12 protein-coding genes are annotated in these 14297 nt (G+C 68.3%); 7 read left to right on the top strand and 5 right to left on the bottom strand.

All coding sequences use genetic code 11. From position 1 onward, the window contains the following. Nucleotides 1–219 precede the first annotated feature (219 nt). Genes D7V80_RS35525 through D7V80_RS35510 form a run of 4 tightly spaced genes read left to right on the top strand, consistent with a single transcriptional unit; the run spans nucleotide 220 to nucleotide 6643 of the window. Nucleotides 220–3069, top strand: a complete 2850-nt coding sequence (locus tag D7V80_RS35525) for an FG-GAP-like repeat-containing protein (RefSeq protein WP_120592312.1) — start codon at nucleotides 220–222, stop codon at nucleotides 3067–3069. 4 nt (nucleotides 3070–3073) lie between these two features. Further along, nucleotides 3074–3835: a hypothetical protein gene (locus D7V80_RS35520; RefSeq protein ID WP_120592311.1), complete on the top strand. Its 762-nt coding sequence runs from the start codon at nucleotides 3074–3076 to the stop codon at nucleotides 3833–3835. A 19-nt stretch (nucleotides 3836–3854) separates the two neighbouring features. Further along, the gene (locus D7V80_RS35515; RefSeq protein ID WP_120592313.1) at nucleotides 3855–5498 is read left to right on the top strand and encodes a GH3 auxin-responsive promoter family protein; all 1644 of its coding nucleotides are present in this window, start codon (nucleotides 3855–3857) and stop codon (nucleotides 5496–5498) included. Then, nucleotides 5495–6643 carry an aromatic ring-hydroxylating dioxygenase subunit alpha gene (locus tag D7V80_RS35510; protein ID WP_120592310.1) on the top strand — a complete coding sequence of 383 codons (1149 nt, stop codon included), beginning with the start codon at nucleotides 5495–5497 and terminating at the stop codon, nucleotides 6641–6643. The genes D7V80_RS35515 and D7V80_RS35510 overlap by 4 nt, the downstream gene beginning before the upstream one ends. On the opposite strand, the gene D7V80_RS35505 is transcribed toward D7V80_RS35510, so the two are convergent. Together D7V80_RS35505 and D7V80_RS35500 are read right to left on the bottom strand one after the other, a co-directional pair. Beyond that, entirely contained in the window at nucleotides 6640–7020 is a 381-nt protein-coding gene (locus D7V80_RS35505; RefSeq protein WP_120592309.1) for a hypothetical protein, read from the bottom strand. The genes D7V80_RS35510 and D7V80_RS35505 overlap by 4 nt on opposite strands. Nucleotides 7021–7063: 43 nt before the next feature. Beyond that, complete coding sequence (locus tag D7V80_RS35500) at nucleotides 7064–7966, bottom strand: DapH/DapD/GlmU-related protein (protein WP_199738937.1); 903 nt, start codon at nucleotides 7964–7966, stop codon at nucleotides 7064–7066. A 392-nt stretch (nucleotides 7967–8358) separates the two neighbouring features. Between D7V80_RS35500 and D7V80_RS35495 the strand changes: the two genes are divergently transcribed. Then, nucleotides 8359–9798 carry an MATE family efflux transporter gene (locus tag D7V80_RS35495; protein WP_233585965.1) on the top strand — a complete coding sequence of 480 codons (1440 nt, stop codon included), beginning with the start codon at nucleotides 8359–8361 and terminating at the stop codon, nucleotides 9796–9798. 3 nt (nucleotides 9799–9801) lie between these two features. On the opposite strand, the gene D7V80_RS35490 is transcribed toward D7V80_RS35495, so the two are convergent. Genes D7V80_RS35490 through D7V80_RS35485 form a run of 3 tightly spaced genes read right to left on the bottom strand, consistent with a single transcriptional unit; the run spans nucleotide 9802 to nucleotide 12920 of the window. Next, complete coding sequence (locus D7V80_RS35490) at nucleotides 9802–10908, bottom strand: GNAT family N-acetyltransferase (protein ID WP_120592306.1); 1107 nt, start codon at nucleotides 10906–10908, stop codon at nucleotides 9802–9804. Next, nucleotides 10905–11693 (bottom strand): hypothetical protein, encoded by a 789-nt coding sequence (locus D7V80_RS41565; protein WP_147447324.1) that lies wholly within the window; start codon nucleotides 11691–11693, stop codon nucleotides 10905–10907. The genes D7V80_RS35490 and D7V80_RS41565 overlap by 4 nt, the downstream gene beginning before the upstream one ends. Nucleotides 11694–11699: 6 nt before the next feature. Next, entirely contained in the window at nucleotides 11700–12920 is a 1221-nt protein-coding gene (locus D7V80_RS35485) for an AAA family ATPase (protein ID WP_120592305.1), read from the bottom strand. A gap of 156 nt (nucleotides 12921–13076) precedes the next feature. Between D7V80_RS35485 and D7V80_RS35480 the strand changes: the two genes are divergently transcribed. After that, nucleotides 13077–13337, top strand: coding sequence for a GlsB/YeaQ/YmgE family stress response membrane protein (locus tag D7V80_RS35480; RefSeq protein WP_014393136.1), 261 nt, complete (start codon nucleotides 13077–13079; stop codon nucleotides 13335–13337). 208 nt (nucleotides 13338–13545) lie between these two features. Then, nucleotides 13546–14297, top strand: a 752-nt coding sequence (locus D7V80_RS35475) for an FKBP-type peptidyl-prolyl cis-trans isomerase (RefSeq protein ID WP_147447323.1), incomplete at its 3' end; no start/stop codon positions are given.

Raw genomic sequence — 14297 nt, 5'->3', positions numbered from 1 at the left:
CCCCAGAGCCATCCCCGCCCACTCCACGGCCGCCAGGCGCAGCAGTCCGGAGGGCGTGGCGGGAACGAGCAGCTCGCGAGGCACCGCCGCGCGGCGAGGCAGGGAAGAGGACATCGGGTGCCAGGACTCCACGCATGGGCGCCGGACGCAAGCCCCGTGCGGATTGGACACCCGGAGACGGGCACGGCACGCTCCGCGCGTGCACCGGGACGGTCAATCATGAGTGTGGATGTGCCGACGCAGCCGGCCCTCGCGGGCACGCGCATGGAGTGGGGCGGTTGGGTCTTCCCCCGCTGGAACGACCCGAGGCTGCCCTTCGCGGCGCTGCTCACGCTCTACGGCGTGCTGGGCTTCACCTTCTTCGGCTTCAACCGCAGCCCCGGGCAGATGGCCTTCCTGGTCGTCTCCGGCACGCTGCTGGACGCGGTCCTGGGCTGGGTGCTCAAGCGGCGCAAGGAGCTGCCGCTCTCGGCGTACATCTCGTGCTGCTCGCTGGCGCTGCTCCTGAACTACTCGCACGCGAGCACGCTGCTCTGGCTGCCGGTGTGGCTGGCCATCGGTTCCAAGTACGTGCTGACCTTCCAGGGGCGGCACGTCTTCAACCCGTCGATGTTCGCGGTGGCCGTGTCGCTGCTCACGACGCGCGAGCTCATCACCGCCGCGCCCGCCTACCAGTGGGCCAACGGCGAGGTCGCGCTGTCGGCCTTCATCGTGATGGCGGCGATGGTGCTGTTCTTCTTCCGCGTGGGCCGCGGCTGGCTGGTGATCAGCTTCCTGACCTTCTACGCGCTCCAGACGGCGCTGCGAGCGTTCATCCTCCGCCACCACCTGCCGCCAGAGGTGCTGTTCCTGGGCACGCTGGGCGCGCCGTCGTTCTTCATCTTCGTCTTCTACATGCTCACCGACCCGGCGACGTCACCGGGAACGCCGAAGGCCCAGGTGCTGGTCGCGCTGGCCATCACCTGCGTGGACCTGGTGCTGCACCTGAAGGAGAGCGTCTACACGTTCTTCTACGCGGCGCTCACCGTGGCCAGCTGCCGCTTCGTGTTCATGCACGCGCGCGAGCTGTGGCGCACCCGGGGCGCGTCGCTGCGCCGGCTCCTGGCTCCGGACATGCTCAAGCGCGCGGGCGTGGTGGGAGGGCTGGGGGCGGTGCTGGCCACGGGCTACTCGGTGTCGGCGGCGCAGGGGGAGCGTCAGGCGCCGCTCGCGTTCCACCTGGATGCGCAGGACGTCACGCAGGCGGGCCTGTCCTCCCAGATGGGGCACACGCTGGAGGAGCTGGATCCGCGCGTGGCCCACGTCGCCAAGTGGCTGGTTGCCGTAGGCGACGCGGTGGCCACCGGCGACTTCGACGGGGACGGCAAGCTGGACCTGTTCCTCACGCACCCGCTGGGCACGCCGGAGCACCACGCGGGCCTGTATCGCAACCTGGGCGGACTGCGCTTCGAACGCGTCCCCGTACCCGCGCTGGAGCGCTTCGCCACCCGCTACAAGGAGGAGGGCCTGGCGGGCGGTGGGACGTTCGTGGATTGGGATGGGGACGGGGACCTGGACCTCGCGGTGGCGGTGGCCTTCGGGCCGGTGCGCCTGCTGCGCAACACGCTGCGCGAGACGGGCACTGCGGGCTTCGAGGACGTGACGGAGTCCGCGGGCGTGACGGACCACGCGGTGAGCCTGGGGCTCACGTTCCTGGACTACGACCGCGACGGGCACCTGGACCTGATGGTGCTCAACGTGATGACGACGCACCTGCCGGACTACCCGGAGCCCGCGCCGCCGCTCAACCTGTTCAAGCTGCCGGAGCCTGCGTACGCGGGTGACCGCCGCATGCTGCGCTTCATGCACGACGGCTGGCACAACGCGAACAACGGCGGGCGCAACGCGCTCTACCGGGGTCGTGGGGACGGCACGTTCGAGAAGCAGGACGTGGAGGCGCTGGGCCTGAAGGAGACGCACTGGTCGCTCGCGGTGAGCACGGTGGACTTGAACCGGGACGGGTGGACGGACCTCTATGTGGCCAACGACTTCGGGCCGGACGACGTCTATCTGAACGAGGGTGGTCGGCACTTCCGCCACATCGTGGGCAACCGCTTCGGGGAGATTGGCCGGGACACGTACAAGGGCATGAACGCGAGCGTGGCGGACTTCGACCGCAACGGCTGGTTGGACGTGTACGTGTCCAACGTGCACCACTCGCTCCAGGCGGAGGGCAGCCTGCTGTGGATGGTGGGGCCGGGCGAGGACGCCTTCGTTCCTCGCTTCCAGGACGAGGCCACCTTCCGGGGCGCGCTGAACGAGCGCCGCTTCGGCTGGGGCGCGGCGGCGGGGGACCTGGATGACGACGGATGGCCGGACCTGGTGCAGGCCAACGGCATGGTGGACGCGCGCCTGGACGCGGAGAAGTGGCGCATCCCGGCGGGGCGGCGCAACGACTACTGGTACGTGAACCACAAGTTGATGCAGTCCGGCCCGGAGGTGCACACGTACGCGGACAAGTGGGGCGACATCCGGGGCCGCGTGCTCTATCCGAACGAGGCGCGCCGCGTGTACCTCAACCTGGGCGATGCCCGGCCGGGGCACTTCGTGGACGTGGCGAAGGAGGTGGGCATCGAGGCGCCGGACAACTCGCGAGGCGTGTTGATGGCGGACCTGGACGACGATGGCGACCTGGACGTGCTCATCACCAACCAGCACGCGCCGGTGTCGCTGTACCGCAACACACTGCGAGCCAGCGCCACGGACGCGAAGCCGGACGCGCACTTCGTGGGCCTGTCGCTGGTGGGGGACGGCCAGCGGACGCACCGGAGCGCGGTGGGCACTCGCGTGGTGGTGTCCTACGAGGAGAACGGCAAGCGCGTGGAGCAGGTGCGCGAGGTGGGGCTGATGGGCGGGTTCTCCGCTTCGGCGGATCCCCGGCTGCACTTTGGACTGGGCCGTCACGCGGGGCCGGTGAAGGCGGTCATCCACTGGTATGGCGCCCCGCCGCAGGAGGTGACGTTGGAGGCGGACCGCTACCAGGAGGTGCGCCAGCCTCCCGCGCCCACGGCGCTGCGGGGAGGGCCCTGAAGCGATGCTCTCCGCGATGAAGGGCACCACGGTGCGGCGGGAGGACCTGGACGCCGGCACCCGGGCGCGGATGTTGGCGCTGATGCAGTGCTGCTACGTGGGCGTGAGCGCCGAGCGCTTCCACGCGGACCTGGACGCGAAGCAGTGGGTGTTCCTGCTGCACGCCCGGCGCACGCGGGAGCTGGTGGGCTTCAGCACGGTGCGGGTGGCGGAGGAGGGCGGGGTGGAGGTGTTGTACTCGGGCGACACGGTCATCCATCCGGACTGGTGGGGTCACAAGACGTTGCAGGTGGTGTTCGGAAGGTTGTTGCTCGCGCGCAAGCTGCGCCGGCCGTGGAGGCCGCTGTACTGGCTGCTCTTGTCGGGCGGATACAAGACGTACCTCCTCGCGGTGAACTACTTCCCGCGCACGCATCCGCGCCGGGACTGGGCGCCGCCGGAAGGACGCTCGGAGTTCCTGCACGGGCTGGCGGCGCGGTGGTTCGGCGCGCAGTACGACGCGGCGAAGGGCACGCTGCGCTTCGACGGCGCGCACTATCGGGTGCGGGACGGCGTCTCGCCCATCGACCGCGACGCGGCGGCCCATCCGCACATCGCCTACTTCGCGGAGCGCAACCCCGGCCACGCCGAGGGCGAGGAGTTGGTGTGTCTGGTGGAGATCCGTGGCTGGGATCTGGCGAGGGCGCTGGCGCGAAGCGTCTGGGGCCAGCTGCGCCGCTGGGCTCGACGGGAGCGAGATGCCTCGCGGGTCCGCGTGGGGACGTGACGTGCTGACTTCCCGCACGATGCTGTCCGCCACGATGGCGGCACTGACGCCGTCCGCGCTGCGCTTCCGTCACGCGTTGCGAGAGCCGGAGGTCGCGCAGGCGGAATGCCTCATGCGCATCCTCCGCGCCGTGGAGGGAACGGCACAGGCGGAGCGGGTGCCGCACTTCGGCCGTATCCGCACCGCTCGGGAGTTCCAGGACGCGGTGCCCGTCACCACTCCGGACACGGTGGCGGAAGACGTCGAGCGCATCGCGCGAGGAGAATCGCGGGTCCTCACGCGCGAGCCCGTGCTGCGCTTCGAGCTGTCCGGTGGCTCATCAGGCGCGTCCAAGCGGGTGCCGGTGACACAGGGCCTGCTGCGCGAGTTCCAGCGCGCGCTCGCGCCCATGCTGCATGAGGTCTTCCTGCGCCGTCCCGCCGTGCGCGAGGGCCCCAGCTACTGGTCCATCTCCCCGCTGGGCCGCAGACAGCACCAGACCGCGGGCGGCATCCCGGTGGGCTCGGCGGAGGACAGCGCCTGGTTCCCGCGCCCGTTGCAGCCGCTGCTCTCACGCGTCTTCGCTGTGCCGGGCTCGGTGGGCAAGGCTCCGCACGTCGAACCGTGTCGCTACGTGACGCTGTGGTTCCTCGCGCGGTGTTCGAACCTGTCGCTGATCAGCGTCTGGAATCCCAGCTTCCTCACGCTGCTGATGGATGCACTGGAGCGGCACGGCGAACGGCTCGCGGAGGACCTGGAGCGCGGCACGCTGCGGCCTCCCGAACAGGACGCGGATGGCGCGCCCGTAAGCCGCGACCCTGCCTGGACGGCGCTCGTGCAGGGGCTCCAGGGCGTGCGTGACATTCCGAGGGCCCAGGTGCTGCGCGCCGCCCTGCGTGACGGACTGCCCTCCGCGCGCACGCTGTGGCCAGGGCTCGCTCTCCTGAGCATGTGGACGGACGCCCAGGCCGCGCACGCCGTGGCCAGCGCGTGCCGCCGCTTCCCGGGCATCGAGGTCCAAGGCAAGGGCCTGCTCGCCACGGAGGGTGTCCTCACGGTGCCCCTCTTCGAAGCACCCGCGCCGGTGCTCGCGGTCCGGAGCCACTTCATCGAGTTCATGGATCCGGAGCGCCCAGACGCACGCCCACTCCTGGCGCACGAGCTGACGGCGGGCCGCACCTATGCGGTACTCCTCTCCACGTCCGGAGGACTGCTGCGCTACCGACTGGGTGACCTCGTCCGTGTGCAGGGCTTCGTGCATGCGACGCCCTGCCTGCGGTTCCTCGGCCGAGCGGATGCCGTATCGGACCTCGTGGGCGAGAAGCTCTCCGCCGCGCGAGTGGGCACGGTGCTGGACGCCATGCTGGGCCCCACGCGTCCCGCCTTCGCCATGCTCGCGCCGGAGTGGGGGACTCCACCGGCCTACCGTCTGTTCCTTGAGACGGATGAAGCCGTCGACGTCATTGCCGCGAACGTGGAGCGCGCCCTGTGCGAAGGCCATCACTATCGCTACGCACGAGAGCTGGGACAGCTCGGTCCGGTGCGCGCGGTGCGAGTGACACAGGGGGCCCGGCGTTACGAGGCCCGATGCATCCAGCTCGGTCAGCGCGCGGGTGACATCAAGCCCGTGGACCTGCACCGCCAGGCCGGCTGGGCGGAGTGGTTCGGAAGAGGGACGTCATGACGATGCGCACGGTGGACCTGGACGCGGAGGCGGACCTCGCCCGCTGCGGCGCGCTGAAAGACTTCTGGTACGTGGCCTGCCTCTCCACGGAGCTGCCCGCGAACAAGCCCATCGCGCGCACCGTGTTCGGCACGGGGCTGGTCCTCTTCCGGGGACCCGACGGCGCACCCACCGCGCTGCGAGACCGCTGCCTCCACCGCAACGCGCGCCTGTCACAGGGGGACGTGTTCGACGGACGGCTCGGCTGTCCGTATCACGGCTGGGTCTACGACGCGTCCGGCGCGGTGGTGGAGATCCCCGCACTGGGCCCGCCCCAGCGCGGCGAGAAGCTGGACGCGCACGCCTGCGCGCACGAAGGACTCAAGCCCGCGCCCTGTGACGTGGGACGGCTCGCGCGTTTCCCCACGCGGGAGCAGGACGGGCTCGTCTACGTCTACCTGGGCAAGGACGTGACACAGGCCCGCGCGGAACCCTTCCGCGTCCCCTACTGGAACGAGCGCGGCTGGACCGTCTACTTCATGGTCACGCGCTTCGCGAACGGCGTGACGAACCTGGTGGAGAACTTCATGGACGTGCCGCACACGTCCTTCGTGCACCGGGGCTGGTTCCGCAATCCCACGCGCAAGCGCGTCCCCTCCACCGTGAAGCGTCACGCGGGCCGGGTGCGGATGACCTACCACCAGGAAGAGGACGCGCTCACCGGCCTGGGGCGGCTGTTCAACCCGCGCGGCCTGCCACTCGTGCACACGGATGAGTTCATCGTCCCCAATGTCACGCGCGTGGACTACCAGTGGGGTGACAGCGGCTTCGCCATCAATTCACAGTGCACGCCCATCGGGCCCACGGACACGTTGGTCTACACGGCCATCAGCTACCGGTTGCCGGTGGACATGCCGGGTGCGTGGGTGGGCCGGGCGCTGACGCCGCTGGTGCGCTGGTACACGCGACAGGTCATCCAGCAGGACGTCCGCATCATGGAGACGCAGCGGCAGGGACTGACGGACGGCCCTGGCGGCGGCGTGTACTCCAGCACGGAGGCGGACCTGCACCACGCGGACATCGAGGCGTACCGCCGCTGGCTTCGCGAGGGCGCGCACGGCCCCGGTCCCGAGGACGCGGAGCGCGACGTGGTGTTCTGGGTCTAGACCGTGCCGGGGGCTGGTGCTTCCTCGGTCCCCGAGGAGGGAAACATCGCCAGGTAGTACCCGGAGAAGAAGGTCGCCCCCAGGAAGAACCCGTGGAGCAGTTCCTGCGTCAGTGCGAAGGGCGGCGCGGGCAGGTGCTCATGCAGCCACATCAGCGTCGCGACGGCATTGGACGCATGGCACGCGGCCGCCACGCCCAGCGCGATGCAGAGGTGCCCGAACAGCACCCACGTGTTGGCGGCGGAGGTCACCCATGAGGCCAGGCCCCCCATCTTCGCGAGGATGCGCGGGTACGCGAACTTCCGGAAGAGCGCACCACAGGCCAGCCCCAGCAGCAGCGGGCCCGCGATCTCGATGATTGAATTGACTGCATCCATGGCCGCGACCCTGCCAGAGGGCGCACGGCCAGTGCAAATCCACTCACCCCATGCGACGCAGGCCCGGCAGGTCCTCCGGCCTGAGCACCCAGCGCGGCGGCTCCGGCGGCGACGTGCGCGTGCCCACCTGCGCCGCGGGGAAGCCCTCCACCAGCGCGTAGTCCGGGAACACCGCGCGCGCCTTCACCAGGCTTCCGGCGGCCACGTGGCAGCCTTTGCCCAGGTGACTGCCCTCGCAGAGGATGGCGCCGGGCTCCACCACCGTGCCCGCGCCCAGGTTGCATGCGTGCAGCACGCAGCCCGGGCCCACCACCACGCCCTCGTCCAGCACCAGCATGGTGTCCGGCTGGAGGTGCAGCACCGTGTTCTCCAGGATCTGCACCCGCGCGCCAATGCGCACCGGACCGTTCAGGTCGCCGGTGATCTTCACGCCCGCGCCGATGATGGCTCCCGCGCCGATGACCACGTCACCGGACACCTCCGCGGAGGAGAAGAGGGTGGCGGTGGGGTGGACGAAGGGGTGGCGGTCACGAAAGGCATACAGCTGTCCCATGGGGGCGTCCTCGGCGCGGTCGCGCGCGGAGAAAGGGGTCAAAGGGGCGGCGGGCAGCGACAGGTCACCGCCCCGGCGCTGTTGCAGGTGGGCCAGGTCCTCGGAGGAGAGCATCCGCAGGACCTGTCCCGGCCGGCCCAGCACCACGGATTGATCCGGCACCGTCATGCCCGGCGGCAGCAAGGTGCCCTCGCCCACCAGGCAGCGGTCTCCCAGCGTCACGCCGGGCATCAGGATGGCGCCGTCACCGATGTCGCAGAGCGACCCCACGCGCGCGCCCATCACCAGCGAGCGCGGACCGAGCACGGTCTTCTCGCCAATGGACGTGGGCCGCTCGGGCGTGCCCACCACCACCGCGTCCTCGCGCAGCGAGGAGAAGGCTCCCAACGTCACGGAGCCTCCCACCGAGCGCACGACGGCACCGCGGGAGATGACAGCCCCGGGACCCACTTGCGTGGTGCCCAGCAGTCGCGCGGACGAGGCCAGGGTGAAATGAGGACCTACCGCGGTGGGCAGGAGAGAAGCGGTCGCGGGTAAGGAACTCATCGGGATGCAGCAAGCTACTCCCGGCCCTCGCAGGGGCATCATGTCCAAAGGCACGACTCCGGCGTCCAGCAGCGGACGCTCGCTTGCTGAGCGGATGAGGGTGGGTGCGGCACCTTCAGAGGTCAGGAGTGGGGGACGGAGGGCGTAGGAAGCTGGCGTCGCTGGGCGCCACGTGTGGGCGTTTCGCGGTAGGAAGTCTCCTCGCTCTCGAAAGGCCTCACCCCGTGGAAGAGACACCGTTGGCGGACAGCCACGCCCAGGCGCCCGAGCCCGTGGCCAGCCGCGACGCCGTGAAGAAGGGGCTGTGGTCCCTCGTGAAGGAGGCCCTGCACGGTACGGAGCAGGACCTCACCCAGCTGCCGCTCGGGAGGGCCATCTTCTTCCTGGCCGTGCCCATGGTGCTGGAGATGTGCATGGAGTCGGTGTTCGCCGTGGTGGACGTCGCCTTTGTCGGCCGGTTGGGCGCGGAGGCGGTGGCCACGGTGGGGCTCACCGAGGGCATCCTCACCATCATCTACGCGGCCGGCATGGGCTTGAGCATCGGCGCCACGGCGATGGTGGCCCGGCGCATCGGGGAGAAGGACGCGGAGCGGGCGGCGCGCACGGCGGTGCAAGCCATTGGCCTGGGGGTCATCATCTCCACGGTGCTGGCCGTGGCGGGCATCATCTTCGCCCGGCCGATGATGGCGGCGCTCGGCGGCTCGCCGTGGGTGCTGGAGCACGGCGTGGGCTACACGCGCGTGATGATGGGCGGGGTGGTGAGCATCCTGCTGCTCTTCCTCATCAACGCCATCTTCCGGGGCGCGGGCGACGCGGCCATCGCGATGCGCGTGTTGATGCTGGCCAACGGGCTCAACATCGTGCTCGCGCCGTGTCTCATCTTCGGCTGGGGGCCGTTCCCGGAGATGGGCGTGGTGGGCGCGGCGTGGGCCACCACGCTGGGCCGGAGCGCGGGCGTCGTGTACCAGCTCTACCGGCTGATGCGGTCCAACGGCCGGCTCCAGGTGCGGCGCGAGCACGTGGCGCTGGAGCCCGCGACGATGCTCGCGATGCTGCGGCTGTCGGGCGCGGGCATGGTGCAGGCGCTGGTGACCACGTCCAGCTGGGTGGTGCTGGTGCGCATCGTGGCGTCGTTCGGCAGCACTGCGCTGGCGGGCTACACCATCGCCATCCGCATCGTGATGTTCGCGCTGATGCCCGCGTGGGGCCTGGGCAACGCGGCGGCCACGCTGCTGGGGCAGAGCATGGGCGCGGGGGACCCGGACCGGGGCGCGAAGGCGGTGTGGCTCGCGGGCAAGTACAACCTGATGGTGCTGGGCAGCATCGGCGTGGCGTTCTTCATCTTCGCGCATCCGTTGCTGGGGGTGTTCACGACGGACCCGGCGGTGGTGGACGCGGGGGCCACGGCGCTGCGCATCTTCTCCTTGAGCTTCCTGTCGTGTGCGTACGGCATGGTCATCACCTCCGCGTTCAACGGCGCGGGGGACACGCGCACACCCACGCTCATCGACCTGGGGTGTCTCTGGGTGCTGGAGCTGCCGCTGGCGTGGGTGCTGGCCCATCCGGTGGGGCTGGGCGCGGAGGGGGCGTACCTCGCGGTGCCGGTGGCCTTCGCGGCGATGTCCGTGCTGGGCATCGTGTTGTTCCGGCGCGGGCGCTGGAAGGCGCGCGTGGTGTGAGCGTCAGGGCAGGCAGATTTCGAAGCCGGTGCGTCCTCCGGGGAAGGTCCTCGGGGGGCGCGAGGCGGGCGTGACGGCGTAGAGGTGGAAGTCCAGGCGTCGCTGGATGAAGCCGCCGAAGGCGGGGGTCAGCGGGTCACCGGCGTCCTGCTGCACGGTGAAGAAGTGGAAGCCCCGGCCATGGAACGCGGCGTAGACGGCGTCCAGCAGCGCGCGCAGGACCGCGGGGTCCTCGGACGGGATGCTGGTGTTGCAGAGGTAGAAGTAGCGGAAGTCGCCGCCGGGCGCGGGCAGGCGGGGCGCGCCGGTGACGGTGGCGAGCGCGTTGATGCCCCGGCGGACCCACTTCATGCCGCCCCGGTACGCGAGCACGCGGTAGCGCTTCACGGCGTCGGGGTTCCACGCGGAGGTGCAGCCGACGAGCTGTCCGGTGGGGTCGAACGCGAGGAACGAATCCTCCACGCGGAGCCCCGGCCAGCGCGCGAGCCGGTGCTCCAGCTCACCGGTGTCGAAGCGGTAGCCGAAGGGGCGTTGACGGTGGTCGGCGTCCAGCAGCGCGGCCATGGCGGGCACGTCCGCGGCGGTGGCCCGGCGCACGGTGTAGCGGCTGGGGCGCGGCTTGCGGCGCAGGACGAACTGGAGCGAGACGGCGGAGAAGGCGCGCATCAGGTGGTAGTGCGGCTGCGCTTCCCGGGACGCGCCCCGGCGGACCAGGGACTGGAGCGCGGCGGCATTGGAGGCCATGACGGCGGTGAGGAACACGTCCACGCCGTGGCGGCGGGAGGTCTCCTCCAGGACGGGGCCATAGAACCGGGCCAGGCCCCGGGCGCGGCGCGCGGAGAAGCGGGTGCGAAGGTCGCCCAGGTAGCCCACGCGGCACGGTCTGCCTTCCAGCCAGCCGTCACGGACATGGATGGCGCCCATGCCGTCCAGGCGGGAGGTTTCGCCGTGGGCCCAGACCTCCGCTTCACCGCGCTGCATGGTGAAGAGGCCGAAGTAGTCCGGCGACCGCTGCGTGCTGAGCACCAGGTCCCCGGTCATGGGCACGTCGCCGAACAGGTCCAGCAGCGCGGCGTTGTCGTCCCGGGTGGCTCGGCGGAGGGGGCTCATGAGGCGGGATGCTTGAGTGCTTCGACCAGGGCCGTGCAGGAGCGGAGATTTTCGACAGACTCGTAGAAGGAGCGCCCGGCGCAGTACACCTCTTCCGCCGGGAAAGAGTTGGCGAGCGCTTCGTTATGGTGATCCGCCACGCACTTCTTCATCACGACCTTGGGCTGGTGAACTTCATCAAGGCGAGCCCGGTCCTCAGACCATTCCACGATGAGTTGTGCGTGGTCGTTAGAATCGTGCTCGCTCTGGCAAAGAGGGCGCAGCTCATTCGTGGCCTGATAGAGCCAGGACTCCATGCTGTAGCAGGGAGACAAGACAAGGAGGCGGCATAACGCGGTATCCGCCTGCTCTGCTGTCAGTGGAGGGCGCGCACGTGGATTGATGGACGACGCTCCTTCTCCCAGAAGGCGGCGACGCACTCGGTCGCGAAGGTGGGTTTCGAATTTTCTCCGGTTACTCTTGGGGTCTGTATCGCGCTTGCTCCACACCAAGTCAGTATCGAAGTGGAAAACGACGAACCCAGCGGGTTCGAGCAGGCGCGCTGCGATGGCCTCAATCAGGCGAATCGTGTCCACTGTAGGCGGATCTTCCTTCCAGCTGTTGCCGCGCAATCCGAGGCGTGCACGGTCGTTCTCTGGCAGTGGTTCGATCTTGATGCGAGCTGGATTCAAATCGACGCCTTCCACAACGATCTTGAGCGCTTTTTTCAAGACTTTCTGAAGCGTGGGATGCCCCTGACTACCTGAGTCCTCGGTCAGGGCGAGGATGCGAGCACGGGCTGCCATGACGTGTCACCAGAGGCCCTTGGTGAGCAGGATGTCCGAGACGCGTTGGATCCCGGTCTGGTAGGCGAGGAAGAAGGATTCGGCTTCGTCCTCGGTGAGATTACGCCAGATGAGTTGCGCATCTGCGGCAGTGCCAGCACGCTCGCAAATGATGAATGTATGACGCACCTCTTCAGCGCTATCGAAACGCAAGAAGTCTAGCAGTAAGGGGTTTTGACTCGTCAGGAACGCCTGTCGATCTCCGATTTCATCGATACAAGCGGCGATCCACTCGTGATGGAGACCGTTGACCAGTTCGTCCGCGATTATTATATCTGGCGACGAATCGGAGTATGCGAAAAACGAGAGTAGTCGCTTTTGTCCGTAGCTAAGCAGGTCGTGAGATATTTCCTCTGATGCGCGTTTAAAAAAGAAACGCAGATTGCTTAGTCGAACAGTTTGTTGGTTTGGGGTTTGGCTTGGCCGCTCAATGTCAAACCTTGCGCTTGCGGACTCGTAGCCGAGAACACGGGCTGTGCGCGCGAGGAATGCTGGTGAGAATGTTGCGGTTGTTCCTTCGGGAACTGGTTTCGATGTGAGTGCTTGCAGTGATCGAGGCAGCCACTGACCAGTCCAGGTACTGCCTTGGTCTCTGATTTGGATTTCAATCTCTAGTATGGAGTTGAAGAGTTCAAGACTTTCATCCATTCTTCCTGGTGGTTTGATTTGCGATGAGATTACTGAGGTGCCTAGATCCTGAGCTGCCTCGTCATCGCCATCGCGCCAGAGAGCTAGAGCGACTGAGAGGATAGGTGATGCTTGAAATTGTTTGATGCTGTGGCGGTGCTGATCGCCATAGGTGAGGCTGACTTCGTTCGGAAGAACTTCGGCCTTTAGCACAATTGTGCCGTTTTTCTCGAAGATGATGTTGTCTGTTTGTTGAAAGCTAGGAAATCCTTCTTTGGCGGTTCGGATAGGACTGAGGCTTGGTGGTGGTTCTTCAATACGTGTTCTTGTTGTCTCTTGTGCGATGTTCAAGGGACCGCTGGCTGTTGCGTGGCTTACTTCGAATGGCTCATCAGTAAGAGCTTCGTCTTGTTTCCCCGCGATGGTGGATAGCAGACGAAGAAGAGTTGTCTTGCCGGCAGCATTTTTGCCGAGAAGTACGTTGATGCCTGGGCGGAACTCCAGCGTCGTCGGCGCGACGTTCCGAAACTTGTTGATGGTGAGCCGCGTCAGCTTGTTCATCGTCGGTCCGCTCTAGGGCGCCGGAGGGGGCGCTGCATGGTCGAACGACCGCACCACACGCCCCCCAAAGGGTCAAGAACACCTCCACCCGCACTTCCGCCCCCGCCTCCCGTGCGCCACATTGCGGGTCTTCACTCGCCGCACGGGGAGGACGTCATGGGGCTGTTGGGGTGGATCATCTTCGGCTTCTTCGCGGGGCTCATCGCCCGGGCCGTGCTGCCGGGGAACCAGCGCCTGGGGTGCATTGGGACGACAGTCCTGGGCGTCGCCGGGGCCTTCGTGGGCGGCTTCCTCACGTCCGTCTGGCGAGGGACGGACTGGCGTGACCCGGAGCCCACCGGCTTCCTGGGCGCCATCCTGGGCGCCATCGTCCTGCTCCTGGTCTCCCAGGCCGCCTTCGGCGGTCGCTCCCGGTAGGGCTTCCAACCATCCCCGCCGGGAATCCGGGGCCCTCCCGCCGGTTGGGGGGCCGGCGGCCGGTTGTCCTACCTGCGTGGACCCCCATCCGGGGAAAGCACGGTTCCCAAGAGGATGCCGGGCACTTTCTGTAGTAGACCGCGCCCCCAGGCATGCAGCGGGGGGCGGTCGGCCGCCGCTGAGCCAAAGGAAAGGCGACGACATCATGATGAAGAAGACGATCCTGATCGCGGCGATGCTGAGCCTGACGGCCTGCCAGGGCCAGGGCGCGAAGCCGGGCGAGACCTCCGCCACCGGCACCTCCACGGGGGCGGCCACCGCCGGTGCTCCGCAGACCGAGGAGCAGAAGACGCTGTACGCGCTGGGCCTGTCCATCGGCCGCAGCATCAGCGTGTTCGACATGACCCCGCAGGAGCTGGAGTTCGTGAAGGCCGGCCTCACGGCCCAGGTCACCGGTCAGAAGACCGACGTGGACCTGGAGACCTACGGTCCCAAGCTCCAGGACCTCGCGCGCGAGCGTTCGCTGCGCAAGGCCAACGCGGAGAAGGAGAAGTCCGCGAAGTTCCTGGAGGAGAAGGCCAAGGAGCCCGGCGCGGTGAAGACCGAGTCCGGCCTCATCTACAAGGAGCTCCAGGCGGGCACGGGCGCCCAGCCCCAGGCCTCCGACATCGTGAAGGTGCACTACAAGGGCACCCTCTCCGACGGCAAGGAGTTCGACTCCTCCTACAAGCGCGGTGAGCCCACGCAGTTCCCGCTCCAGGGCGTCATCAAGTGCTGGACCGAGGGACTCCAGAAGATGAAGGTCGGCGGCAAGGCGCAGCTCGTGTGCCCCTCCGACATCGCCTACGGCGACCGCGGCGCGCCCCCGAACATCCCCGGCGGCGCCGCCCTGGTGTTCGAGGTGGAGCTCCTGGAGATCGTGAAGGCCCCCGAGGCCCCTCCGGGCATGCCCGGCATGGG

The sequence above is a fragment of the Corallococcus sp. CA054B genome (genome assembly GCF_003611625.1).
GTDB lineage: Bacteria > Myxococcota > Myxococcia > Myxococcales > Myxococcaceae > Corallococcus > Corallococcus coralloides.
Note: the sequence above shows the minus strand (reverse complement) of the source record. Positions and strands in the feature narration are given on the sequence as shown.